24 protein-coding genes are annotated in these 25,373 nt (G+C 48.4%); 22 read left to right on the top strand and 2 right to left on the bottom strand.

What is annotated here, in order from left to right; translation table 11 throughout:
• Positions 1 to 32 precede the first annotated feature (32 nt).
• From MKX59_RS25755 to MKX59_RS25805, 11 genes are all read left to right on the top strand, one after another.
• Positions 33 to 1,748, top strand: a complete 1,716-nt coding sequence (locus MKX59_RS25755; RefSeq protein WP_256703682.1) for an IucA/IucC family protein — start codon at positions 33 to 35, stop codon at positions 1,746 to 1,748.
• A complete protein-coding gene (locus tag MKX59_RS25760) occupies positions 1,736 to 3,520 on the top strand; it encodes an IucA/IucC family protein (RefSeq protein ID WP_076265223.1) in 1,785 nt (594 codons plus the stop codon). The genes MKX59_RS25755 and MKX59_RS25760 overlap by 13 nt, the downstream gene beginning before the upstream one ends.
• A complete protein-coding gene (locus tag MKX59_RS25765) occupies positions 3,517 to 4,293 on the top strand; it encodes an HpcH/HpaI aldolase family protein (protein WP_076265224.1) in 777 nt (258 codons plus the stop codon). Before MKX59_RS25760 ends, MKX59_RS25765 begins: the two co-directional genes overlap by 4 nt.
• Positions 4,290 to 5,543 (top strand): type III PLP-dependent enzyme, encoded by a 1,254-nt coding sequence (locus MKX59_RS25770; protein ID WP_076265225.1) that lies wholly within the window; start codon positions 4,290 to 4,292, stop codon positions 5,541 to 5,543. Before MKX59_RS25765 ends, MKX59_RS25770 begins: the two co-directional genes overlap by 4 nt.
• Complete coding sequence (locus tag MKX59_RS25775) at positions 5,503 to 7,425, top strand: IucA/IucC family protein (RefSeq protein ID WP_076265226.1); 1,923 nt, start codon at positions 5,503 to 5,505, stop codon at positions 7,423 to 7,425. Before MKX59_RS25770 ends, MKX59_RS25775 begins: the two co-directional genes overlap by 41 nt.
• Positions 7,426 to 7,643: 218 nt before the next feature.
• Positions 7,644 to 7,985, top strand: a complete 342-nt coding sequence (locus MKX59_RS25780) for an iron-sulfur cluster biosynthesis family protein (protein WP_076265227.1) — start codon at positions 7,644 to 7,646, stop codon at positions 7,983 to 7,985.
• 411 nt (positions 7,986 to 8,396) lie between these two features.
• Positions 8,397 to 8,954 (top strand): SLOG family protein, encoded by a 558-nt coding sequence (locus MKX59_RS25785; RefSeq protein ID WP_023987185.1) that lies wholly within the window; start codon positions 8,397 to 8,399, stop codon positions 8,952 to 8,954.
• A gap of 157 nt (positions 8,955 to 9,111) precedes the next feature.
• Positions 9,112 to 10,977, top strand: coding sequence for a rhamnogalacturonan lyase (locus tag MKX59_RS25790; RefSeq protein WP_371918000.1), 1,866 nt, complete (start codon positions 9,112 to 9,114; stop codon positions 10,975 to 10,977).
• Between the two features lie 175 nt (positions 10,978 to 11,152).
• Positions 11,153 to 11,386: a hypothetical protein gene (locus MKX59_RS25795; RefSeq protein WP_023987187.1), complete on the top strand. Its 234-nt coding sequence runs from the start codon at positions 11,153 to 11,155 to the stop codon at positions 11,384 to 11,386.
• A gap of 111 nt (positions 11,387 to 11,497) precedes the next feature.
• Positions 11,498 to 12,367: a DL-endopeptidase inhibitor IseA family protein gene (locus tag MKX59_RS25800; protein ID WP_076265228.1), complete on the top strand. Its 870-nt coding sequence runs from the start codon at positions 11,498 to 11,500 to the stop codon at positions 12,365 to 12,367.
• Positions 12,368 to 12,457: 90 nt separating this feature from the next.
• A complete protein-coding gene (locus MKX59_RS25805; protein ID WP_023987189.1) occupies positions 12,458 to 12,703 on the top strand; it encodes an HPr family phosphocarrier protein in 246 nt (81 codons plus the stop codon).
• A gap of 77 nt (positions 12,704 to 12,780) precedes the next feature.
• Here MKX59_RS25805 and MKX59_RS25810 read toward each other — a convergent pair whose 3' ends face one another.
• Together MKX59_RS25810 and MKX59_RS25815 are read right to left on the bottom strand one after the other, a co-directional pair.
• Complete coding sequence (locus tag MKX59_RS25810; protein ID WP_013308962.1) at positions 12,781 to 13,569, bottom strand: formate/nitrite transporter family protein; 789 nt, start codon at positions 13,567 to 13,569, stop codon at positions 12,781 to 12,783.
• An 89-nt stretch (positions 13,570 to 13,658) separates the two neighbouring features.
• Entirely contained in the window at positions 13,659 to 14,441 is a 783-nt protein-coding gene (locus tag MKX59_RS25815; protein ID WP_340859388.1) for a Cof-type HAD-IIB family hydrolase, read from the bottom strand.
• 198 nt (positions 14,442 to 14,639) lie between these two features.
• Here MKX59_RS25815 and MKX59_RS25820 point away from each other — a divergent pair, with 198 nt between their 5' ends.
• The 11 genes from MKX59_RS25820 (at position 14,640) to MKX59_RS25870 (ending at position 25,361) form a co-directional block, all read left to right on the top strand.
• Positions 14,640 to 15,671: a WXG100 family type VII secretion target gene (locus MKX59_RS25820; protein ID WP_053324723.1), complete on the top strand. Its 1,032-nt coding sequence runs from the start codon at positions 14,640 to 14,642 to the stop codon at positions 15,669 to 15,671.
• A gap of 518 nt (positions 15,672 to 16,189) precedes the next feature.
• The gene (locus tag MKX59_RS25825) at positions 16,190 to 16,636 is read left to right on the top strand and encodes a tellurite resistance TerB family protein (protein WP_023987192.1); all 447 of its coding nucleotides are present in this window, start codon (positions 16,190 to 16,192) and stop codon (positions 16,634 to 16,636) included.
• 28 nt (positions 16,637 to 16,664) lie between these two features.
• Positions 16,665 to 17,258, top strand: coding sequence for a TerD family protein (locus MKX59_RS25830; RefSeq protein ID WP_013308969.1), 594 nt, complete (start codon positions 16,665 to 16,667; stop codon positions 17,256 to 17,258).
• A gap of 47 nt (positions 17,259 to 17,305) precedes the next feature.
• Positions 17,306 to 17,881, top strand: a complete 576-nt coding sequence (locus tag MKX59_RS25835) for a TerD family protein (protein WP_023987193.1) — start codon at positions 17,306 to 17,308, stop codon at positions 17,879 to 17,881.
• 31 nt (positions 17,882 to 17,912) lie between these two features.
• Positions 17,913 to 18,494, top strand: a complete 582-nt coding sequence (locus tag MKX59_RS25840; RefSeq protein WP_023987194.1) for a TerD family protein — start codon at positions 17,913 to 17,915, stop codon at positions 18,492 to 18,494.
• A gap of 102 nt (positions 18,495 to 18,596) precedes the next feature.
• On the top strand, positions 18,597 to 19,865 hold the full coding sequence (locus MKX59_RS25845) for a TerD family protein (RefSeq protein ID WP_023987195.1): 1,269 nt from the start codon (positions 18,597 to 18,599) through the stop codon (positions 19,863 to 19,865).
• 26 nt (positions 19,866 to 19,891) lie between these two features.
• Positions 19,892 to 20,626 carry a TerC family protein gene (locus tag MKX59_RS25850; protein WP_023987196.1) on the top strand — a complete coding sequence of 245 codons (735 nt, stop codon included), beginning with the start codon at positions 19,892 to 19,894 and terminating at the stop codon, positions 20,624 to 20,626.
• 167 nt (positions 20,627 to 20,793) lie between these two features.
• Entirely contained in the window at positions 20,794 to 21,981 is a 1,188-nt protein-coding gene (locus tag MKX59_RS25855; protein ID WP_068938761.1) for an HpcH/HpaI aldolase/citrate lyase family protein, read from the top strand.
• A 52-nt stretch (positions 21,982 to 22,033) separates the two neighbouring features.
• Positions 22,034 to 23,380 (top strand): phosphoribosyltransferase family protein, encoded by a 1,347-nt coding sequence (locus MKX59_RS25860; RefSeq protein WP_023987198.1) that lies wholly within the window; start codon positions 22,034 to 22,036, stop codon positions 23,378 to 23,380.
• Positions 23,377 to 24,528 (top strand): cysteine protease StiP family protein, encoded by a 1,152-nt coding sequence (locus MKX59_RS25865; RefSeq protein ID WP_340859396.1) that lies wholly within the window; start codon positions 23,377 to 23,379, stop codon positions 24,526 to 24,528. The genes MKX59_RS25860 and MKX59_RS25865 overlap by 4 nt, the downstream gene beginning before the upstream one ends.
• A complete protein-coding gene (locus MKX59_RS25870; protein ID WP_023987200.1) occupies positions 24,525 to 25,361 on the top strand; it encodes an HAD family hydrolase in 837 nt (278 codons plus the stop codon). Before MKX59_RS25865 ends, MKX59_RS25870 begins: the two co-directional genes overlap by 4 nt.
• Positions 25,362 to 25,373 lie beyond the last annotated feature (12 nt).

Genomic DNA, 25,373 nt, shown 5'->3' on the forward strand with positions numbered 1-25,373 from the left:
AACCCGAAAGAAGGTTGGCAACATTGTTCGAGATGGAAAACAGGCTCAGGTCTGAAGCAGAGCAGCAGGCGAATATACACTCTTGTAAGCTGCTGCTCAATTGTTATATCCGGGAGCTTGCGGTGGAGAAGGAGGGCGACATTCGGATTGATCCGAATGCGATGACGTACGCAGTTGCTTTTCAGGCCAGCGGGGTGATGATAACCGGACAATTAGCGTATTACTCGGCTATGGGAGAGCATGAGTACCGAAGCGTACAACAGCACGGGCAAGCGGTGCATTATCAGGACCTGGTTCGCTGGATCACACGGGAGTTGAGTGAAGACACGGCGTATGGAAACAGCCGGCATGAGCAAGGCAGGTTGACCCATGCGGCTGATGTGCGTGATTTTGCGGAAAAGGTAGATAACAGCGTGAATAATCTTGCGCTGTATATCGAGCAGGCTGCTGGACTTGGCATATATGATTACTGTACTTCTGAACAGTCTCTGGTATATGGTCATCCCTTTCACCCGTTTCCGAAAAACTCCAAAGGCTTCACCGAACACGACGTACGGATGTACAGCCCAGAACTGCGTACCTCGTTCCAACTCTGTTACGTTGCTGTGAGGAAGGATGTGTACATGCAGGAATGGGTGGATGATTACACTAGGATCAATCTGCATGCCAGCCTGCACGGGCATGTGGAACAAGCTTGGGAAGCAGAGTGGGGTGAGCATGGGGATGAGTATGAACTACTGCCTATCCATCCCTGGCAGTATGCGTACGTGTTGGGCTTGTCCGAGGTCCAGCAGTATATTCTGGATAAGAAACTCATTCCGATGGGCAGCGGCGGGCCGAAGGCCTACCCGACCTCCTCGGTACGCACCGTTTATATTCCAGAGCTGAATTGCAATATCAAGCTGTCGCTGAACATGCAGATTACCAACATGATTCGCACCAATAGTGCGGAGCAGATGCGAAGGACGCTGGACGCCTCCAGGTACATCAAGCAGCAGAATTGCTTCGGTGCAGATCAGCATACGCAGATTGCCTATGAGACAGGTGTAGCTACTTGTGACTTTCAGGAGGGAGAATTAACGAGTCTGTTTACCGTCGCATACAGACCGATTGAGTTTGACCCGGAATGTACATATGTCCTGTCGAGTCTGGTAGAAGCCCCCTTGCCGGGAATGCAATCACGACTTATGACGATGCTGGGTGGCGTACGTGCTGAAGCCGAGCGCTGGTTTGCACGTTATCTGACCTTGTCTTTGCTGCCCATTGTACGAGCGGCCGGAGAGCGAGGCATTCACTTTGAAGCTCATTTGCAAAATACTCTCGTGACGCTAAGAGACGGAATGCCTGAGGCATTTATCGTGCGTGACTTGGAAGGAGTCAGTGTCGATGAGGGGCTGATCCATGAGGTGGATACCGCTCCCTCTAGATTGTTGTTTTATCCACGGGACAAGGCTTGGGCGAGGACATCCTATTACTTTATTATCAATCATCTGGGTTCCCTCATTCATGCGATGGCAAGGGATGTGAACGTATCGGAGGAGCATTTCTGGGCAAAGGTCCGCGAAGTGCTTGTGAAGGAACTGGATCGAACTGGAAACGTGTATGTGCAGCATTTGCTGACCGCGGACAGTTTTCTGGCGAAACAAAATCTGGTGAGCTGTCTTAGGGGGATCAGTCAGACCCCGGCGTATGTGCCGGTGAGCAATATAATGAACCGAATAGGGAGTGAAGTGGCGTGGGGTTCATAGGGTACAGGGCTGAGAAAGGTCACAAGACGGCAGTATACACGGATGTACAGGAACGGATCATGCGGCAGGCGCTGGAAGCCATGTGGTTCGAGGGTATCCTTGACTGTAAGGTGGGGGAAAACGAATGGTGTACTGTGGGGCGGAGTACGTCAGGGCAGGCTGTGACATACAGCTGTGAGGCGGAGCGAAAATTTTCATTTGGCCGAGTGAAGGTGGCGAAGGGCTCGATTCGAAGAGAGGGCGTTCCCTGCACCGATCTGGATCTGTTTCTGGAGGAAATGGTACTGAACCTTCTGGAGGGTGCGAATGTGACGGCCTTCATTCAGGAATTGCTGGAGACGATGGCGAAGGACAGTCAGTGCCGGGCTTTGCTGCCTGAGAAGATTCCGGATGAAGACCTGCACTATGATGCCCTCGAAAGCCATATGAGCGATGGTCATCTCTACCATCCAAGCTACAAATCGAGGCTTGGCTTCACCCTAAAAGACAATCTTGCCTATGGTCCAGAGTTTAACTCGGATGTGACCGTATACTGGATTGCCGTGAAAGAAGGACTTGTGCAAACGGCTCTTTCCACAGGCTACACGTCAGAACAGTTGGTGAGACAACATCTCACAGAGGAGGATATCAGCCGATTTAATCAGATACTTCAGTCGGAAGACACGGAGGGTAAACGCTATATATTCATTCCTGTTCATCCGTGGCAGTGGGAACACCAGCTGGAATCGGTGTTTGCCCGGCAACGAATGGACAGAGATATCGTTTTTCTCGGCCCTTCGGACTCAACCTATCGCGCCCAGCAGTCCATTCGTTCCCTGTCGAACCGGATGAATTCGAAGGCACCGTATCTCAAGCTGTCGCTGAGTATTACCAATACATCGAGCATACGCATTTTGGCACAGCATACGACCCAGAATGCACCGCTAATCAGCGACTGGCTGGAAGCACTCATTCGAGAGGATGAGTTGTTGCAACGGGAAGAGTTTTCCATTCTGAAAGAGATCATGGGACTCTCGCTCCGGTACGAGAATTTGCCTGCAATCCAGTATGGACGGGCGTATGGCACAACAGGGGCGATCTGGCGTGAAAATGTATCTGTTCATCTGCAAGAAGGCGAGACTGCCTGGCCCTTAAATGCACTTATGCTGGTACAGTCGAACGGGGTACCGTTTATCCAGGGTGCAGTTAAGCATCATGGCATTCAGAAGTGGAGTGAAGCGCTCGTTAGAACGGTATCGCTGCCTATTATTCATCTGCTCTATGCACACGGCATCGCGCTGGAATCGCATGCCCAGAATATCATTTTGGTGCTGGAAAATGATCTGCCGAAACGGATCATCATCAAGGACCTTCATGATGGTGTCCGCTATGTACCCGAGAAGTTGCTGAATCCAGAACGAGCCCCGAAGCTGCACCCCGAACCGGAGACCCACCGCAAGTTCAATCGGTATTCCTTTATCTACGCGGGTGACGTGTCGGAAGTCCGGGACTATACGTATGATGCGTTCTTTTTTATTTGCATGACGGATATTGCGCTGACGCTGGAGAATTTCGGTCTGACGGAAGAAGCGTTCTGGCAGCTGTGCGCGGCCACGATTGTGGACTATCAGCGGGAGCACCCGGAGTACGAGGAACGGTTCGAGTGGTTTGATCTTTTTGCCGAGGATGCGCTGATTGAAGAGATGACCAAGCGCCGCCTGTATGGGGATGGGGAACTGTATTTCCGTAAGGCCAGTAATCCGCTGAAGTTGGCGAAGGACGTTCTCAGATGAGAACCAACACGCTGAAGGAGAAAATTGAACGTAAACAGCCGGTGTTTGGCCTCTTTGTCTCTATCCCACATCCGGTCATCATTGAGATGATTGGACATGCGGAGTATGATTTTGTAATTATCGACCTGGAACATGCCGCAACGAATATGGAATCGGTGGAAGAGCTGGTTCGTGCTGCGGAGCTGGCAGGAATGACCCCGCTGGTACGCATCTCGAAGGTAGAGCGAACAGAGATTCTAAAGGTATTGGACTGCGGCGCACAAGGCATTGTCATACCTCATGTGGAACAGCGGGAGCAGGTGGAGGAAGCGGTTCGTCATGCGTATTATCATCCGCTTGGCATGCGGAGTCTGAACAGTGGGCGACCGGGGGTATTCGGCAAGTATCCACTCACCGGGTATATTCAGGAAGCGAATGAACAGGTGATGGTTGTACCGATGATCGAAAGTGTGGAGGGCGTCCGGCAAAGTGCGAGCATTCTGTCTCATCCCCAGGTGAGCTGGGTACTAGAGGGGGCGGCAGACCTGTCGCAATCACTTGGTGTACCGTGGCAGACGGAACATCCAGACGTGCAGCGTGCGCTAGGCGCATTATACGAAGACGCGAAGGAGTGCCAGGTACCGTATGCAACGGTGGCCAGAAGCCAGGAAGGCATGGCGCTGTGGGCCGAACGAGGGGTATACATATACGTGTTGGGCGATGACCGGAATACGGCTTTTCGGGCATACGAACAGAAACGGAATGACTATGGAAATGCGGGTGGACTGATATGAAATCAAGCGTATGGAATATGATCCATGAACTGCAAAGGGATAGTGAAGACCCGGTATGTGCTTATGTCTACGATCTGGCTGGTATTCAGGAGCAGGTCCGTCACATGCTGCACACGCTGTCCAGAGGCACGCGGCTATTCTATGCCATAAAGGCCAATCCGGATCCTCGAATTATTGAGGCTTTGCTGCCCTGGGTTCACGGGTTCGAGGTAGCTTCCATTGGTGAGTTGCTCAAGGTGAGGAGTGTAAGTAGCGAGGTTCCAATCCTGTTTGGCGGTCCAGGGAAAAAGGAGAGTGAGTTGAAGCAGGCTATCGAGCATCAGGTGAGTTTCATTCATGTGGAGAGCCTGCTGGAACTGCGGCGTGTCATCACCATTGCTACAAGGAGAGAACAGGAAGTCCGCATTCTGCTGCGGATCAATCTGAGAAGCAGCACATTGCCGCGGACCCGGATTGTAATGGGCGGCGGTCCGAGTCCATTTGGCATGGATGAGGAGAGCGTGGAAGAAGCAGTCCGGGTCATTCGTGAGGAAGGCGCAGGTTTGGTGCGTTTATGCGGATTTCATTTTCACTCGTTATCGAACAATGTGGACGCGAGACTGCATGCCGAGATGATTGAGATGTATTTGCAAAAGGTGGAGATGTGGCAGCAGGCATATGACCTGCATCTTGAAGTAATTAACGCCGGAGGCGGGTTTGGCGTCACATATGATGGTAGCCCCGGGTTTGACTGGTCCCTGTTCACATCCTTAATTGAGCGCAGTGAAGCCAGAGGGCGCCTTGCTTCACGCGGCATACAGTTGTATTTTGAGCCGGGTCGCATGCTTGTCGCTGACCACGGTTATTATGCGGCAGAGGTTACGGACATCAAAACATCGCATGGTCAGCATTTTGCCGTGTTAAGAGGAGGTACACATCATAATCGTTTGCCCGCATCATGGGGACACAACCATCCGTTTCACATTATGTCTACGGACCGTTGGGGGCATTCGTTTGCAAGACCAGAGGTACGGGACAACAAAGTTCACGTGGTCGGAGAACTGTGTACACCCAAGGATCGTATGCATTCAGATGCGGAAGTAGAGCGGCTGCGGGTAGGCGATATTGTTGTATTCGAGAAGTCGGGAGCCTATTGCTGGACCATCTCGCATCATGATTTTCTGGGTCATCCGCACCCGGCATTCCATTATTTGACGGAGGACAATAACCATGTCAACAGTGATGAAGCGTGCCAGTCTGCAAGACGCTGAGCGCCGGATTATGGAGGATCTGATCAATGCATTTCTGGCCGAGCAATTGCTTCCGCTGGAAGGGCATCCGTTCATTGAACTCTCTACTTCACCAGAACCGTTCCGCCGAATGTTTCTGGGGGATGGTAATGGAGGTCCTTCGCAGAGCAGATGGGGAACGGGGAACGGAACCGACGGCAATGTCGCAGGTAAGGATAAGCAGGATGAGAATGGGGCAGGTAGACATAGTGGACAGCTTATGCTGCATCAGAAAGGGATTTTGTTTCTGGTGAAAGCAGGCAAAAGGCAGGGATATCAATGGGTACAAGGTTCACCCGTCTATGGAGAGACACCGGATGGAGGCTGGAAGCTTCTTGAATCTCCGGCAGTCGTAGGACAGGCTGTGCTTCGGATGACGCTTTCGGATGAAGCATACGCGCATCCCGGGGTTGCGGAATTCTTCGCAGGCGTGAAAATAGCCACCGAGCAATTGGCACTGGGACTCCAGCAGGTACAACGTCTGAGAGAACAAGTTCCGTTCAATGCCTACGATTGGTTTATCAAGGGAGAGCAGGTTGCAGCGCTGCGAGATCGTCCATTTCACCCCACCTCCAAGGCCAAGGTGGGGTTCACAGAAGCGGATGTGACCCGGTATGCAGCGGAATTCAGGAAGGAGATCCCGCTGCGATGGGTGGCGGTGCGTTGGGATGCCGTACAACAGGGATGTAAGGAAGGATTGTCCACACTGGATGTACTGGATGAAGAACAGCGGAGCAGGCTGGAAGCAGAATTGGCCCGGAAGGGCCTGAATCTGCAAGAATACATGCCCATGCCAGTACATCCATGGCAGATGGAACATATCATCTTGCCACGTTTCAACGGAGAGATCGGGGACGGTACCATCGTTGTACTGGATATTGAATTGGGAGAGGTTCAGGCGACATCGTCCCTGCGCTCGATGGCCCCGATGGAAGAATCCACACAGATGCTCAAGCTTCCGGTCAGTGTGTTATCTCTCGGGGCCGCCCGCTATCTCCCGGTAGTGAAGCTGCTGAATGGTCTGGCTGGGGAGAAGATGTTACGACAGGCGGTGGCCTGCGATGAATCGCTTACAGGTAAAGTGTGGCTCTGCGAGGAACGGAACTGGTGGGGATACATGCCGGAATCCATGGGATTGTTCGATGATCATCCTCGCCATCTGGCCGCCCAGATTCGCATTTATCCGCCAAAGTTGCTGGAAGAAGGTATGCAGGTCATTCCCATGGCTGCGCTTGGGGTGACGCTGGAAGGTCGCCATATGTTATCCGACCTGCTGGGCAGAGAGTTAACCAGTGAAGAGGTCATGGGATTCTACACCGATCTGACGGCGTTATTCTATGATGTGGTGATGCGGCTGTTCAAGATAGGCGTTGTACCCGAAATTCACGGTCAGAACTGCTGCGTGGTACTGCAGGACGGACAGGTGAACGGTCTGTTATTCCGTGACCACGACTCCGTTCGTTTGCATCAGCCGTATCTGGACAAACACGGCATTGCAGACCCGGGTTATCATATCCGGCCAGGATACTCGAACAGCTTGTATAATGAGACGATCCGCAAGCTGATCTTCTACGTGCAGTCGCTGGGCACACAGGTGAACCTGGCTGCGATTATGGAAGCGCTAAGCGAGGTGTATCCTATCCCGGAAGCGAAATTATGGGATATCACCGAGCAGGCGTGGAAGGAAGCGCTACGGGTGGTGCCGCTTCCCGAAGCTGACCGGGCTGAGCTGTTCCAAGCGGTATTCGAGAGCAGGGAATGGCCGGTGAAGCTCATTGTCCGTCCGCTGCTTGAAGCGGACGGGGTGCCTGGGGCGATGCCATCGGGCAAAGGCACAGGTCATAATCCTTTTTACAAAGGATAGAAGTTGTGACTAGAATGTTGGTTTAGATAAGATGAGAGATGACGGAGGTGACCCGGTGTAATCGGGTTGCCTTTTTATGTAAGAGTTCATTGATAGCAGTGAGTGCAGTCACATAGACACATACGAAAACATGACTATAATGAACACATAGTTAAAATTTAGTCTTTATGGAGCTGACGGCTCCAAACATCTCATTTACAAAGGAGAGAATTCATCTCATGAGCATACATTTAGAATTGGATTCCTTGTCCGTTGAAAGACTAGAATTGGCTCTTTCAGGACAACCGGGAATGTTCAAGTTGTTTTATGACACCGAGGATTGTGGATGCAATGGCGTACTCGTCATCTTGGTTGTCACTACACCGAATACAACTGATAAAGTAGTTCAGTCTGAGCCTTATTCTTTTTGGGTAGATCAGCAGCAGGAGCAGCAGTTCGATAGCAGAATGCGGCTTGAGGCAGACCCTAGTTACCCGTCATTCAAGCTAAGTAGTGATGCCGGTTTATTTAGTAGCAACATTAGAATTAAAGATGTCCGCATAAAATCGTCTGAGGAGTGATAGGGAATGGAAAAAAATAATCTTACCCAATTTCAATAATATCAGGAGAACAAATTCAACAAACGTATTATTCGTAAGGAAGCGGCGGTAGTCAAAGGGGATATCATTCATATCACTGGGGACGAGCATTTTGCTTATCGCAACGGCGCAGATACTACGTCTAGCTGTATGTCGTTTTAATGAAAATACCAAGTGAGGATTATGCTCAGAATAGATAATAAGAATTCATTAGGCACCCAAAAAGCATGAATGAATACCAAACTCCAAAAGACGAACCTGATCCAGCCCAATTGGAAGAGGTTCGTCTTTTGCGTTATATTCAATTCGTTCCTCCAAAAAACGAAGTGTTTAGTGGTCTGCTCTGAAGTGGTACAATAACCTTTATGATAATCGGAGAAGGACGTTGAGAAGATGAAAAACTTGCTTGTTTCGGGCTATCGTGCCCATGAGCTGAATATTTTCAGTCAGAAGCACGAAGGCATTCCATATATTAAAAAGGCGATTGCAGGCAGGCTTATTCCCCTGGTCGAAGAAGGGCTGGAATGGGTGATTACCCCCGGCCAATACGGGGTGGACCTGTGGGCCTGTGAGGTCGTTACTGCACTAAAACAGCAATATCCCCACCTCAAATGCTCTATTATGATGGCTTATCAAAATATGGAAGAAAAATGGAAAGAGGACAAAAAGGAATATTTTCAGCAGATTTGTGCCGAAGTTGACTATGTGGGAGTAGTCAGCCGCCAGCCTTATCAGGGAATATGGCAACTTAAGGCACGGGATGAACTCCTTTTCCGCAAAACAGACGGTTTATTGCTTGTTTACGATGAGGATGCGGGAGAGGGCAGCCCACGTTTTATGAAGGAACTTGCATTGAAAAAACAACAGGCAGAGGGCTATCAGTATATCAGCATCAGCTCGGAGGATATCCAGAGCATTGCGGATGAAGAACGATTATTCATGGACCTCTGATTTTTAAAGCATTAGCCCGGATTTTTGAACAAAAAGGACGTATTCGTCCCTTTACATTTATGTAAGCGCTATCATAAAATTTAAATAACAATAACTTATCAGTCACATAAAATAAATCTATTGAAAATACAAACCATGAAAGGAGCTAATGATTCAGATGAACAAAAGGTTTCGGTATACTGCGTTGCTCTGTCTCGGTGTAATGTTGAGTGGAGTGGTCACCCCGATGGATAGCCAGGTCTCTGCTGCCTCTACGAGGCAAATGGAAAAGCTAAGCCGGGGAGCTGTCGCTGTAAAGGTGCCTGAGGGTGTACTGGTGAGCTGGCGCTTGCTGGGCACGGAAGCGGATTCGGTCGGCTTTAATTTGTACAGAGGGACAAGCAAGGTAAACGATGCGCCGATTACATCGAGAACCAACTTTTTGGACAAGGCAGGTACGACCTCATCTTCGTATACCGTTCGTGCCGTGGTCAATGGAGCAGAGCAGGGCGCTTCTCCTGCGGTGAAGGTATGGAACAACAACTACCTGGATGTTCCGATCCAGCAGCCCGCGGGAGGCACAACTCCGGATAATGTGAATTACACATACCATGCCAATGATGCCAGCGTAGGGGATCTGGATGGGGATGGCGAGTATGAGATTGTGTTAAAATGGGACCCTTCCAATGCCAAGGATAATTCGCAATCCGGTTATACGGGAAATGTATTTTTGGATGGCTACGAGCTGGATGGAACACGCAAATGGCGGATCGACCTGGGACGGAACATACGGGCTGGAGCTCACTACACGCAATTTCTCGTCTACGATTTTGATGGAGATGGTAAAGCAGAGATCGTATGTAAAACAGCAGACGGCACAGTGGATGGTGCAGGTGTAAAGATTGGGGACGCTTCGGCTGATCATCGAAACACGAGCGGATATATTTTGAAAGGTCCCGAGTTTCTAACTGTGTTCTCAGGTGATACAGGCAAGGCTCTTAGTACGATTGACTACGTGCCACCGCGCGGAACGGTATCGAGCTGGGGAGATAATTATGGTAACCGTGTGGATCGTTTTCTCGCCGGGGTTGCTTATCTGGATGGCGTGAGACCCAGCATAGTGATGGCACGTGGTTATTACACCCGCACCGTTCTGGTCGCATATGATTGGCGGAACGGTAACCTGAGCCGACGCTGGACCTTTGACAGCAACAGCTCCACCAATGCCGGGACGGCTGGACAGGGGAACCACAGTTTGAGCGTGGCGGATGTGGATGGAGATGATAAGGATGAGATCGTGTATGGCTCGCTGGTTGTAGACGATAACGGAGCGAAGCTGGCTAACACGGGGATGGGACATGGAGATGCACTTCATGTTGGCGATCTGGACCCCGACCGTTCAGGTTATGAAGTGTTCAAGGTGAACGAGGACAAAAATGCCACCTACGGAGCTGCCATGTACGACCCGCGTAATGGAAATATTTTATGGGGCGTAAATACAGGCAAGGATACCGGAAGAGGCATGTCGGCAGACATTGACCCGCGGACCAAAGGGAACGAGCAGTGGGCACCGGGTATTGGTTTGCGTTCAGCCAAGGGGGAGCTCATCACCAACACGCTACCGTCTTCCATTAATTTTGGCATCTGGTGGGATGGGGATCTCCTCCGTGAACTGCTGGATCATACCTCATCAAGCGCTGGAAAGATAGACAAGTGGAACTATACGAACTCGACTACTTCCAACTTGCTTACGGCAACAGGAACGAGTTCCAATAACGGAACCAAAGGAACACCGTCCTTGCAGGCCGATCTCTTCGGTGACTGGCGTGAGGAAGTCATTTGGCGCAAAAGTGATAATTCGGCGCTGCGGATCTACACAACACCATACGAGTCAGAACATCGATTCTATACGCTTATGCATGATCCAGTGTATCGCCTGAGTGTTGCCTGGCAGAACGTAGCTTATAATCAGCCGCCGCACACCGGGTTTTATCTCGGAGAAGGGATGTCCAAGCCCCAGCAGCCGAATATATATACTCCTTGATATGTCGTTCGAAAGTGGTCTGAAAGCAGGTAGAATGAACAAAAACAGAGAGGGCTCCTAGCTAATTGGAGCTCTTTTTGTCATGAGAGCCCAAAAGATAACGTATGATTTCCATAAAAATGGGAACACTAGTTCTTATTGATGGAACATATGTATGAAGAAGGAGGCGGAATCTGTGAGTTCTTTAACGACTGAAGGCATGATCGAGCTCGTAACTAATGTCGGATTCCCTGCTGCATTAAGTCTGATTCTGTTAAAATACATCCTCGTCACTTTGAGTCGCAGATTGGAGGAGCTGGACCGATCTGTTAAGCAACTGTCGCTATCCTTGGAAGAGATGGAGGCAAAGCAGTTGAAACAATCAGAACAGCCGTCCCCGGCAAATACGGACAAACTTCGTGCAGAATGAACAAAAAAAGGCAAATAGAAACAATTTAGCAACCCAATCGAGAAGCGAAATTCTTATAATAGAAACGTGTGCAGTTTATGCAGACATATGATTATGGAGGTGTATATGAGTATGAAAATAAATACGAAGCTATCCGCGCTGTGCATTGCGGCCACACTTATGAGCGTGGCACAGGCCGCCGCTGCCGCGCCGGCCGTGACCGCTCCAGCGGAAGCGACGCAACCGAGCGTTGCCAGTCCGGCCGCATCCGTCCCAGCCCAGGTGCCAGCACCCGCAGCGTCTGCGTCGGCTACGATGCCAGCCCCGGCGCAAGCGCCGTCGGTTCCAGCCGCCTCGACCCCGGCTGCAGCCGCAGGTTCTGCTAAAGCCGCTACACCAGTAGCTCCGTCTGCACCAGCACAGCGTCCATCTACATCGGTAGCACCAGCGGCTGCTCCGTCCGTACCGTCGACTGTGAAGCCGTCTAAGCCGCAACAGCCGTCCACTTCGGCGCCAGCAGCCGCGGCTACCAGCGTGAAACCGACGCAGCTGGACAAGCTGAACCACGAGAGTGCGGTTCCGCTAGTGCTGGAGGCGCAGTCTCGTTATCAGTATGCGATTAGTGGTGGCAGCCCGGTAGGTGAGTCGTTCCAGTTGAACGGTAAAAGCTACCGCTATCTGTCCGAGGACATCGGCACGAAGACCAAATTGATCAGCTATCTGACGCAGGCTTACACAAAGCAGGCCAGTGAGCAATTTGTCGGTAAATTTTTCGTTGAAGTTAACGGCAGATTAGCTCAGTTGAACGCAGATGGTGGCAATTTGCTAGAGTTCAGCCGGGCTACGGCGAAAATGGTAACCATGACTCCGGTGAAGCGCAGCTACCTGCTAACCGTGCCTTATCCGGCAGAAACCAAGCAGCCGAATGCGAAAATCACCGTGAATTTTGAAAAGGTCGGCAGCTACTGGAAAATCAGCTCCGCGCCGCATGTCATTTTCTAAATTAAGATTTTGCAACAGGCTTCATATGGGGTAAAGTGATGTTAAGGCTTGTTTCGTAAGCCCCAATTCAATACAGGGGAGTGCTGTGCAATGATGACACCCATCAAGGTAAAAGACGTGAAGGATATTGAAAAAATCAATCAAATCGTTTCGAATTATACCTATGACATCTGGATTCATGGCAAAAGCGGCATGGCAGATGCCAAATCCATTTTAGGCATGTATGTGCTGAAGCTGGATGAGCCGCTAACTCTGGTTGTACCTGACAATGTTAATCCCAAGAAGCTGTTCAAGGAGTTGGAGGAGTTTATCCATTTTCCTGCTCAAGAAGGATAAAAGGCAAGAAAGCACCTGCTCTATTACTAAAATAACGCAAAGAAGCCGTGGAACCAAAGTCCCACGGCTTCTTTTTTTTAGTGTTCTTCCTCGTCCAAAAACGGGAGATTCACCGAATAGTACATAACCCCCATAAGCAACACGCCACCAACCAGATTTCCGAGCGTAACCGGAACGAGATTATGGATCACGCCAGCGACAGAAACCGTACCCGGATGATCCAGCACGAGCGCAATGGCGAAAGTACACATATTAGCCACGCTATGCTCATATCCCGAAATGAAAAAGCAGAATACAAACAGCATCATGGCAAACATCTTTGCACCATTTTCCTTCATAAACATTGGAACAAAAAAGGCAAGACAGACCAGCCAATTACACAAAATAGCTCGGAAGAATAGCTGCATTGCAGGCGCTTCCATTTTATGCTCAACCACGTTCAGTAGAAAGCTGTTCACGCTGGAGGAGTCAAACAGCCCGGTCAAGTAAATAAGGAGTGCAAATACCCCCGCACCCAGCAAATTACCACCATAGCTGGCAGCCCATAATCGAAGCACCTGCCCCCAGCGCAGCTTTTTACGGAGCGCAGCATACGTGTAATAGAAGGTGTTACCTGTAAACAAATCCCCGCCGCCGTAAGCGATCAGAATGATGGCCGCTCCGAACGTGAGTGCCGCCATGGGATAAGTGAATGGAGAATGCTCCATGTAAAAAAAGTTGCCCGTCTTGAAGGCTACAATAACGCCGAACCCGATGAACATACTCGCCAGCATGGAACGTGCCAAATACCGGAGTAGGCTCTGCTTATAAATTTTGTACTTCTTCATGGCTAGCTGTTCGACATTGCGTAAGCCTTCCGTCTCCATATTTAAGGACAACCTCCTATTTTCTCATATGTAAGTCTTTAAACAGACTTTATTTTTCCCGAAACATGCCCAGTCTATCAGCAATCCTATTAGCTTAACAAGCCAAGCTTTTGCAGTCCGTACAAAATACCGTCTTCATCTGCGCGTTTTGTGACCATTTTAGCTGCGGCTTTGGCTTCATCACAGCCGTTGCCCATCGCGACGCTGTTATGTATAGCTGTCAGCATCTCGACATCATTTAAGCCATCGCCAAAGGCGTATTGATTTTCATCGGCAATGCCCAGTCTGGATGTAATTTCGCGAATGCCCTTCGCTTTGGAGCCAGCATGAGGAACAACGTCCACAGAACTCGGATGCCAGCGCACAAAGTCAAACGCCTTGAATACCGCTTCATAGAAAGGCTCTTCTTCTGCTGTACACATCAACAGCGTCTGATAAATATCTCTTCCCTGGAAATAGAGCGGGTCGTATCCAACTGAAATCTTGGCCTTAAGCGTTTGGACTGATCTCTCCACAAGCTCATCGTTAGGAATATTGGCCTTCATGTTCATATGATCCATATATACGAGAGCATGATTATGTGTGAGGGCCAGATCGGTCATCGCTTGCAAGGCTTCTCTGTTCAACGGATTGGTAGCGACCACTTCCCCGCGAAGCACGACATATTGCCCATTAAAGCTGACGTAGGAGTCAATTTCCAACTGCTCGCGGATATCTTTGAACATAAAAGGCGCACGGCCTGTTGCGATGGCCACCTCATGTCCCAGCTCTTTCAAAGCAAAGACGGCCTTTTCTGCCGTTAACGGCATTTTCTTGTCATCGTCCAGTAATGTACCGTCGATATCGAAAAAGATAATTTTTTTGTCTGACATGTCCCTACACCTGACTTTCAATAATGTATTGTCGAAATAAACTCATATGGATTCATTATATCAAAGGAACTGCTTCTGAATACACAAATACGTATAAATCCTCATGAATGTCCGACCTCTATAGCTTACAATATGAAATAAGGATTACTGTAAAATATAATTTCTATCTCCTATTTTCATAGATGGGATGTGATCACCATGACAAAAATCCAAGTCACACCGGAGCAGCTGGACAGCGTGGCCTCCCAATTTGCCAATGCCCACGGCACACTGTATAACCAGTTAAACGGCCTGGATAGCACAATGAACCGCCTTCACAGCCAGTGGGATGGTATGGAGAGGAATCGTTTTTATAATGACTATCGTACGGCTAAATATACACTTTCTTCTGTATTAAATAAGGTTCAATCCATTGAAATTGAGCTGAAAAGCATCGCTTCGAAGTTTAGAAATGCGGATGGTGAAAGCACACGTGGCTTCTGGACAGCCCTAGCAGCGGCAATGAACGCTAGCGCAGCGCTGGCAGGCAGTGGAGAGGCTGGAGATCATGATGGTGAAATTGCCAAACAGCCCAAAAACATAGACAAATGGGATCAGGCAGACGCGGATAAATATCATCAATATGAGGAACTGCTGAAAAACGCCGAGGCCATCGGCGACAAGCAGGTTATGCAGAAAATTCATGACCAGATGAATGTCCTGCGGCTGCAATATGAGGACTCAGTTCCCCGTACAGATTACAATACAGGAGAGACCTCCAAGATCACATCCGATTCCCTTGTCGCCGTCACCGAACTGACAGGTAAAGACGGAAGCAAAACGGATATATCTATCGATAAAAAAGGGAATGTTGTGAGTTATGAGCAAAATACGGATAAATACGATTACTGGGTCCAAAAGCATACCCAATCAGCCGGAGAGCACGCTCTAGGTAAAACGGCCCAGACCGTCACCGGATATGGAATAGGTCTTATTTTGTCGCGCGGGGCTGGAGTTAGTGGGGCAGGTTCGGGCATCGGTTCTGGCGCAGCCTCCGGGTGGGGGGAACACGTCGTCGGCATTGGTGGCGGCATGCTCAGTGACAAAGTACTCTTCTCTGTACCCGATGAGGGCGAAACTCGTACCATGATCTACCGAACGAATAAAGAAACCGGACATATTGAAAATATGATCATCGTCACCAAAGGTGAGAATGAAATGGAGTATCGCTATTGGGAGGATTATAACTAGGTCTTGAGCTGTGAACGATAATAGCGTGAATAGGAGTATCTATAAAATCTACAGTCTTTTTTTCTGGAACAGGTGAGCAGCAGGTGGAAACTGTAAACTCGCTAGCTGGAGAAGTCTGTAGATTTTTTGGTTTACCAATTTTTTCGGAAAACCGATATATTAAATAGATAGAATACATATCCAAAGAGAAGTGCAAATTTAGTAGAACTAAATTTATAGATGGATAAACCGTGGATTATGGTAAAAGGCACAGTGCTTCTGTTGAAATTGGAAGGCTGTGCCTTTCTATCAACTCTACCATTTCACAGACTTGCAATTGGGGTACCAAATGATGGATGATGGAAGAGAGGATTTTATGTAGAAAATAGGGCTAAAGATAGAGAGGATACCAATAATAAATAGATCGGATTTACCGTATTTTTGTATATTATTGTAGAAAAAGATCGTAATTCAGGTTATAGTAAAGGAAGAAATTAACTAGGATACCTTTACCCAAATACGTAATTGTGGAGGGAAACATGAGTACATTTAAAAATTGGTTGAATACAACTAAAAAAGGACTTGGAGACCAAGTTAAGAAGTTTAAGAATAAAGATTTTATGGAAGCTGTTGTTGCAGGCTGTGCGTTAGTAGCATTTGCTGACGGTACGATTAGTCCGGAAGAGAAAACAAAAATGGCCGGATACATAAATATCAGTGAAGAATTGAAAGTGTTTGATATGGGTGAGGTCATCAACCGTTTCAATCACTATGTAGCGAACTTTGAATTTTCACCTCAAATCGGTAAACAGGAAGCACTGAAGGCGATTGGTAAATTGAATGGCAAGCCTGAAGTAGGCCGACTCGTCGTTGGCGTATGTAGCGCTATTGGCGCAGCTGATGGTGACTTTGATACCAATGAGCAGCGAATTGTGGCTGAGATTTGCGGCGCGCTTGGTTTGAATCCGTCTGAATTTAGTCTGTAAATTTTACGGAAGGGAGGTGTGTTAATCAGTGGCTGTAATTAATCTGGTCAAGGGCCAGAAAATTGATTTGACCAAGGGAAACACAGGACTAACCAAGGTTATAGCAGGATTGGGATGGGACCCTGTACAGTCCAAAGGATTTTTTGGCTTCAAGAAGCAACCCAATATTGATTGTGACGCTTCTGCCATTTTGCTGGACGCCAACGGAAAACTGACTCAGTCAGATAACGTAGTGTGTTTCCACAATAAAAAAAGTCCATGTGGCTCTGTCGTGCATTCCGGTGATAATTTGACCGGACAAGGCGACGGTGATGATGAACAAATTGCGATTGACCTGGCACGTATTCCTGCCAATGTCGACAAAGTGCTTGTTGTTGTGAATATATATGATTGCGTAAACCGGAAACAGGACTTCGGCATGATCGAGAAAGCGTATATCCGTATTCTGGATGGTGCTAATTCCAAGGAACTGGTGACGTTTAATTTATCTGATAATTATGAAGGGCTGACCGCACTGGTCTGTGGAGAACTCTATCGTCATAACAACGAATGGAAGTTTGCTGCAATCGGTGAAGGAACCCATGCCGTACATATTGATGTGCTGGCTCAGCGTTATATGTAATTTTAGGTTGCTCATACAAAACTTAATGTGAAAAGGGGTTCTTACTCATGGCAATTAACTTATCCAAAGGTCAAAAAATCGATTTGACGAAAACAAATCCAGGTTTGTCTAAAATCACAGTTGGTCTCGGTTGGGACACAAACAAATACGATGGCGGTAAAGATTTTGACTTGGACGTATCCGTGTTTTTGGCTAATGCGGAAGGTAAAGTAGAATCCGATAAGAACTTTGTCTTTTTTAATAACCCACAAAATGAGAACGGCTCTGTCATTCATACAGGGGATAACCGCACAGGTGATGGCGACGGAGATGACGAGCAAATTAAAATTGATCTGGGTAGCGTGCCAGCTAACGTTGAAAAGATCGCTTTTACGATTACAATCTATGAAGCACAAGAACGCAGCCAAAACTTTGGACAAGTGTCCCGTGCTTACGCTCGTATTGTAAACGAAGCAAACAATGAAGAATTGGTCCGCTTTGATCTGGGAGAAGATTTCTCGATCGAAACAGGCGTTGTTGTAGGCGAACTGTATCGTCATAGCGGTGAGTGGAAGTTCAATGCCATTGGTAGCGGCTACCAAGATGGTCTTGCAGGATTGACGCGCGATTACGGTTTGGCGTAAAAAATCTATACAAAGAAAGCAGGTATGCGGAATGACCATTAGCCTTTCCAAAGGACAGCGTATTGATCTGACCAAAACGAATCCCGGCTTGACTCGTGTCGTTGTAGGTCTTGGATGGGATACGAATAAATACAGTGGTGGCGCGGACTTTGACCTGGATGCTTCGGCTTTCCTACTTTATGAAGACGGTAAAGCCAAAGCTGCGGATGATTTTGTATTTTACAACAACCCGACAGGCGGAGCAGGATCGGTTACTCATACAGGCGATAACCGCACAGGTGAGGGCGATGGGGATGACGAGCAAATCATCGTTGATTTCTCGAAGATTCCTGCGAACATCCACCGTATCGGGATCACGGTTACCATTTATGATTACGAGGCACGCGCGCAAAACTTTGGTCAAGTGTCCAATGCTTTTGTACGTGTGGTAGATGCGGCAACGGATCGTGAAGTGCTGCGCTACGATTTGGGAGAAGATTTCTCCACCGAAACGGCCGTCGTATTCTGTGAATTTTACCGTCAGAATGCAGACTGGAAATTCCAGGCTATCGGTAGTGGCTTTGCTGGTGGATTGGGTGCGCTTGCTAAAAACTATGGCTTGGACGCTCAATAATATCCACTTGGGGTGGTGTCCATAGGGCGCTACCCTTTCTTTTTAAGCTATTACATTAGCGTACGCTGACACATGACAAACGGACAGAAAGGTGACACAATCATGGCTGTTATCGTAGTAAAGGGACAGAAGGCGGATTTGACGAAAACAAATCCGGGCCTGACCCATGTCAACGTAGGGATTGGCTGGGAGTCCCCAGCGTCTCTGGAGCTGGATACTTCGGCATTTTTGCTGGGTCCTGGAGGAAAAGTATCGGGCGATGAGGACTTAATTTTTTACAACAATCCGACCACGCCCTTTATCACCTATTCAGACGGACAACAGTCCGGTGACAAAAAGCAATTTGCCCTTGATCTGACGCGAATTCCTGCAAACATCGAGAAGATTGCGTTTACGCTAACGATTTATGATGCGGATCAGAAACGGCAAAATTTTGGACAGGTTCAAGGTGGGTTCATTCGTTTTGCTCATCCGGTTAGCGGAGAGGTTTTGCGGTTTAATTTGGACAGTGGATTTACAGTGGAAACGGCGATTGTCATTGGGGAACTGTATCGTCATAACGGGGAATGGAAATTCAACGCGATTGGCGCAGGTTTTTCCGGTGGATTGGATGCGTTGTGCGTTAATTTTGGGATTGAAGTGGAAAACAGTCCGGCTCCTCCCACGCCAGTGCCTACACCTCCGTCTCCAGCGCCTCGGCCAGCACCAACGCCGCCACCAGTACCACCTGCTCCGAAGCCAGAGCCATCTGCAACACCGGTGAATCTGAATCTGCGGAAAATTGAGCTGAAGAAGAAGGGCGACACCATCAACCTGAAAAAAGGCTCAGGCGGATTGGGTGAAATCCTGATCAATCTGAACTGGAATCAGGTGCAGCAAAGCAAGGGCTTTTTCAATCGCGGCTCCAAGGGTGTCGATCTGGATCTGGGCTGCTTGTATGAGATGAAGAACGGAGATAAAGGCGTTGTGCAGGCGCTCGGGGAAGTTTTCGGTTCTCTAAATCGCTTCCCGTACATTGCTCTGGATGGCGACGACCGTACAGGCTCTGTGAAAACAGGGGAAAATCTTCGCATTAATGGTGCTAAAATTTCTGAAATTAAGCGAATTTTGGTATTCACCTTCATCTATGAAGGAGTCACGAACTGGTCACAAGCGGACGGGGTAGTCACGCTGTACCAGAAGGATGGGCCGGACATTATCGTTCACATGAATGAACATGACAATCGCAAAGGGATGTGTGCGATTGCCATGATTCAAAATGTAAACGATGAAACGTTCAGCATTGAAAGACTCGTGCAGTTCTATGGCGGTCATCGTGAGTTGGATCGGGCCTATAACTGGGGCATGCGCTGGTCGCAGGGTAGCAAATAAATTGAATTATCGGAGGCACTCTTTTCATGTTGAATGATTTGTTTAAAAATATCAGCGAAAACTATGGCCATTTCTTTTCATGGAGTGATGTTGTAGCTACGCTTACTGATCCAGTGAGTTGGGGGATTATAGGAACTCTCATTTTGCTGGAAGGACTTTTATCGGCGGATAACGCCTTGGTTCTCGCAGTTATGGTTAAACACTTACCCAAGGAACAACAGAAGAGAGCCTTATTTTACGGGATTTTGGGTGCGTATATATTCAGGTTCCTGGCTATCGGCTTGGGTACATTCCTGATTAAGTTCACACTGATTAAGGTACTGGGTGCGGCTTATCTGCTCTATATCGCTTATAAGGGCTTATTCAAGTCCGAAGGTGATGGAGAAGTGAAAAACAAACCTACTTCTTTTTGGAAAACCGTATTAATGGTCGAACTAATGGATATTGCCTTCAGTATTGACAGCGTCATTGCCGCTTTCGGTGTGAGCGAGAAAGTATGGGTTCTGTTCCTGGGTGGTATTCTCGGCGTTCTGATGATGCGTGGTGTTGCTCAAGTGTTCCTCAAGCTCATTGATAAATTTCCGGAACTGGAACAGACAGCCTTTATTATGATCGCCATTATCGGGGGTAAAATGCTGGCTGCTGCTTTTGGCTTTCATATGTCGCAGGTTTTATTCTTCGGCATTTTGATTGCTGTCTTTGTAGGCACAATGGTTATCAGCTCGGCGAAAAGAAAGAAAAAGGCCGACAAAGAGGCTTAATGTACAAAGTATAGCGAAATCCCTCCTGAAACTAAGGGGGGATTTCTTTTATACCCGAAGCACAGGGCTTCAGTCAGGCAAGAAAGAGCAAGAGGAGGGGAAGGGCCCTGAAATATTTTAATGATTTAACCTCTGAGGAAGTAGAAGCGATCTTTTATACTCCACCGTTGGAGTTTCATAACCGTTCTCCCAAAAGTATATTGGCTTATGCGATAGGAGCAGCTTTGTACATGCCTGCTACCCGTTCAGAAGTAGCGGAAGAGATCAAAAATGGAAAACATGAAGGACTAACTACGGTCATTTTGGATTTGGAGGATGCTATAGGGGATCAGCAGGTCGGACAGGCAGAACAATCGCTGGCACAGCAACTGCTTCAACTATTATCCTATGTACGGACGGGGATGATGAGTGAACAGCAATTACCTTTGTTATTTGTACGTGTGCGCTCTGTGGAGCAGTTGGAACGACTGCTGAACGGTTTGGGTGAATCTTTGTCGCTGCTCACGGGCTTTGTCTTACCTAAGTTCTCTTCTGATAATGGACGGGCGTATTTTGCACTCATTTCCGAATATAACCGGAATATGCATACAGGGGCAGGAAACGCAAGCGACATGCCTGTGCTGTACGGATTACCGATTCTTGAAAGCTCCAAAATTATTTATCGGGAAACTCGCTGGAAAGAGCTACTGTCGATTAAAGAAATTTTAGACGAGTACCAGGAATATGTGCTCAATGTACGAATTGGGGCAACCGATTTCTCCAGTCTGTATGGCTTGAGACGCAGCCCGGATATTACGATTTATGAAATTGCCGTCATTCGGGATTGCATCGCAGATATTATTAACTTGTTTGGACGCGTGGGCTCAAATTATGTCATTTCCGGTCCTGTATGGGAATATTTCTCTCACCGAGAACGTGTCTTTAAACCTCAATTAAGAGTGTCTCCTTTCGAAGATGCACTTGGAAAGCCGGGAAGACACTTGCGGATGGACTTCATCTCAGATGCCGTAGACGGACTGATTCGAGAAGTCATGATGGACAAAGAGAATGGGATTATCGGCAAAACGATTATTCATCCCTCCCATATTAAACCGGTACAGGCCATGTATGCGGTGACACATGAAGAGTATATGGATGCACTTGAAATTGTTGAGCGTAACGACGGTAGTCTGGGTGTATTCAAAAGTACCTATGCCAACAAAATGAATGAAATTAAGCCGCATTTGAATTGGGCTCATCGTATTATCAATAGATCAAAAGTATACGGGGTGTTACATGAACAACAACATTTTGTCAGTCTCTTACCCAACCACGAAAACACATCTGCTGCCAATCCTGGAGCAGTTCAGCGTTAAAATTACGGAGACGCATAATCCATTCCGCCTTCCTGTGGACAAGCTGTTTGCGATGGCGGCACGGGTCAATAAAAAGCGTTCGTTTTTGTTTGTCAGCAAGGTGCTGGGCAAGCATATTCCGGTAAACCCATACACTTCTCTGCTCAGTGGTGCGGCGCTGGCGATTCTACTATATAAGGAGCTTGTCCCGCAGGCAGGACAACAAATGGATGAACTGATTGGAGAGGCCGTGAGAGGACTTCTTGACCCGGACTATGCGAAAGAGGCCTACCGAAAGCTGATGGATGAACGTCTAGCTTTTGCTTTTACGGAGCCGATCAAGTTTGTTGGTTTTGCCGAGACGGCTACAGCATTGGGACACAGCATGTATCGGTTGTTTGACGACGGAGCCTCGTATATTCATACGACGCGCGAGGATATTCCGGGCCTTCGGCCTATTATTCGGTTTGAAGAAGAGCATTCGCACGCTGTTGACCATCGTTGCTATGCACTGGATGAAGATGCTTTTGCGGGAGATGGCCCGATTGTGCTGGTAGATGATGAAATTACGACGGGAAAAACAACGCTTAATATCATACGGGATATTCAGGAGCATTTTCCGCGTAAGCAGTATGTGATTGCTTCATTATTGGATTGGCGGACAGACAGCGATGAGCAGGCTTTCACTGATCTGGAGGCAGAGCTAGGCATTACGATTACGCCTTTAAGCTTGCTCAAAGGAAAGATTGAGGTACAGGGAGTACCCATATTGGATCACGCAGAATATGCTGGACAGGCTGGGCACCCAGAACATGCAGCCACTAGCATGGCAGAGGTTAATAAAGACGCTTCTGGGATAATTGACCACCGTTTTGAAAAGGATACTTCCGGTTTTGAGCGGGTAGTACACAGTTCCATGTCAACGGACGGATACGCGAATACAGCTCCTTATCTAAAATATACAGGCCGTTTTGGTCTACAATCCGCTGACAATTCAGCGTTGGATGAAGAAATCACGCGTACAGCTGAACGACTGAACGAACTTCGTTCTGGGCAACGCACGCTGGTTATGGGCACGGGGGAATTCATGTACATTCCAATGCGGATTGCAGCAGAGTTAGGTCCGGATGTGTATTTTCAATCGACGACACGCAGCCCGGTGTATCCCCACCGCGAAGAAGGGTATGGAGTCGCTTGTGGTGTGACATATCCATCACCTGAGGACAGTACGATACGCAATTTTATTTATAATGTAGACCCCGGTCAGTATGACGAAATATTCGTTTTGATGGAAAGGGAGTCGGACCCAGAGCGGATGAACCCCATGCTGGAGGCTTTGACCCGTCTGGGCTGCGATAAAGTGCATGTCGTTTATTTTAACGGTTTAACTAGTCAGGAGAGTAAAGGAGCGCGGATATGAAGCAAGCACTCATGGAGCAAATACAGCAGAAGAACATTCATCCGCCCGAACCGCGGGGCAGTTATCCTGCCTCGGATGTCACTTTTTTATTGAAGGATTTGAGCCGGGTTACGTTGGAAAAAGGGACGGAGGATCGTGAAGAGGCGATTCAGTCGGGAGTCCATTATTCAGAAATGCTGCCAGTGGAATACGAGCCCACAGCAGAGTATATTGCACTGTTTCACGAAACGCTTGCCCAATCTGCCAAAAAGGTTGCATTAGCGGCAGCTTCTGTGGCTGAGATGATTGTGAGAAAAAGAGGCCTGAACACGGCGATTGTTTCTCTTGCCAGAGCAGGGACGCCCATTGGTATCCTGATCAAGCGTTATATTGACTGGAAGTATGGCGTATCCTTGCCGCATTACAGCATTTCTATTATTCGTGGCAAAGGCATTGACCGGAATGCGATTTTATACATTTTACAGCAGCATGGACTGGAGATTGAACTTCAGTTTGTCGATGGCTGGACGGGGAAAGGGGCGATTCGCCAGGTATTGATTGAGGCCTGTCGTGAGATGAACGCGGATTACGGGTTGCGTCTAAATGATGATCTGGCGGTGCTGGCCGATCCGGGCAGATGTTCAGAAACCTTTGGTACACGAGAAGATTATTTGATTCCAAGTGCTTGTCTGAATTCGACTGTATCAGGTTTGATGAGTCGGACGGTATTACGCGACGATCTCATAGGCCCTGACGATTTCCATGGGGCCAAATTTTATGAATCCTGGCGGTCAGTGGATCAGTCCAATACGTTTGTGGATACGGTATCCGGGTACTTTCAAGACGTGGCTGAAACGGCCGTTGCATATGCTGAACAAATGACATTGAATCCGCCTGCGGTGACATGGCAGGGCTTACGGGATATTGAGGCGATTCAGCAGGCATTTGGTATTCGGGATATCAATTTGGTCAAGCCCGGAGTGGGGGAGACGACTCGTGTACTGCTGCGCAGAGTGCCGTGGAAAATTCTGATTGACCGCGAAGATAATCCGAATCTTCAGCATATTATGCTGCTGGCAAAGGATCGTGGAGTGCCTGTAGAGGTATTTGAAGGATTGACTTATTCCTGCTGCGGAATTATCAAGCCGCTCAAGGGGGGACAAGAATGATCTACGCAAGTGATCTGGATCAGACACTGATTTACTCCAAACGTTCGCTTGGCGTACCGCTGGAATCCCCTGGTCTGTTGCCTGCGGAACAGATAGACGGGGCGACGTCGGCTTTTATTTCTGAACAAGCCCTGCAATTGCTAAAGACACTGCCTGAAGATGTGATGTTTATGCCCGTGACGACTCGGACGATAGAACAGTATAGACGAATCACTGTGTTTCAGACGGAGTTGGTTCCCGCATATGCCGTGACGAGTAATGGTGGAAACATCATCGTCGGAGGCGAGGTGGATCGAGAGTGGAATCGGCGTATTCATGAACAAGTACGCCGTGATGGTGCTCATGCGGAAGAAGCACGTCAGGTGTTCGGACAGGTGCTGGATGAAGACTGGGTCGTAAACGAACGCTTTTGCGACGAGTTATTTTATGCTTTCATGATTGAACGGGATCGTATGCCGCTGGAACAGGTGCTGGAGAAGGCGCGAATCATGCGTGAAATGGGCTGGGAGGTATCCATTCAAGGTCGTAAGATATATCTGGTGCCTGCGGCGGTGAATAAACAGGCAGCCGTGGAGCATATCCGTAATCTCACGAATGGAGGGGCTGTGGTTGCGTCCGGTGACTCTTTGCTGGACCGATGTCTGCTGGACTATGCTGATTATGCGATTGCTCCCCGTCATGGTGAATTGTATCGGGAACAGCTGCGGGATAAGCTGGAGGTCAATTACCGTTTTACAGAAGTGTCGGGGGTGTATGCAGCGGACGAAATCATGGCGTATGTTCATGCAATACACCGGAGTGTGTTCGCAGCTCAAACTTCATTTTCAGAATAGATAGGGGACGTG

The organism is Paenibacillus sp. FSL R7-0340, from assembly GCF_038002205.1.
GTDB lineage: Bacteria > Bacillota > Bacilli > Paenibacillales > Paenibacillaceae > Paenibacillus > Paenibacillus polymyxa_B.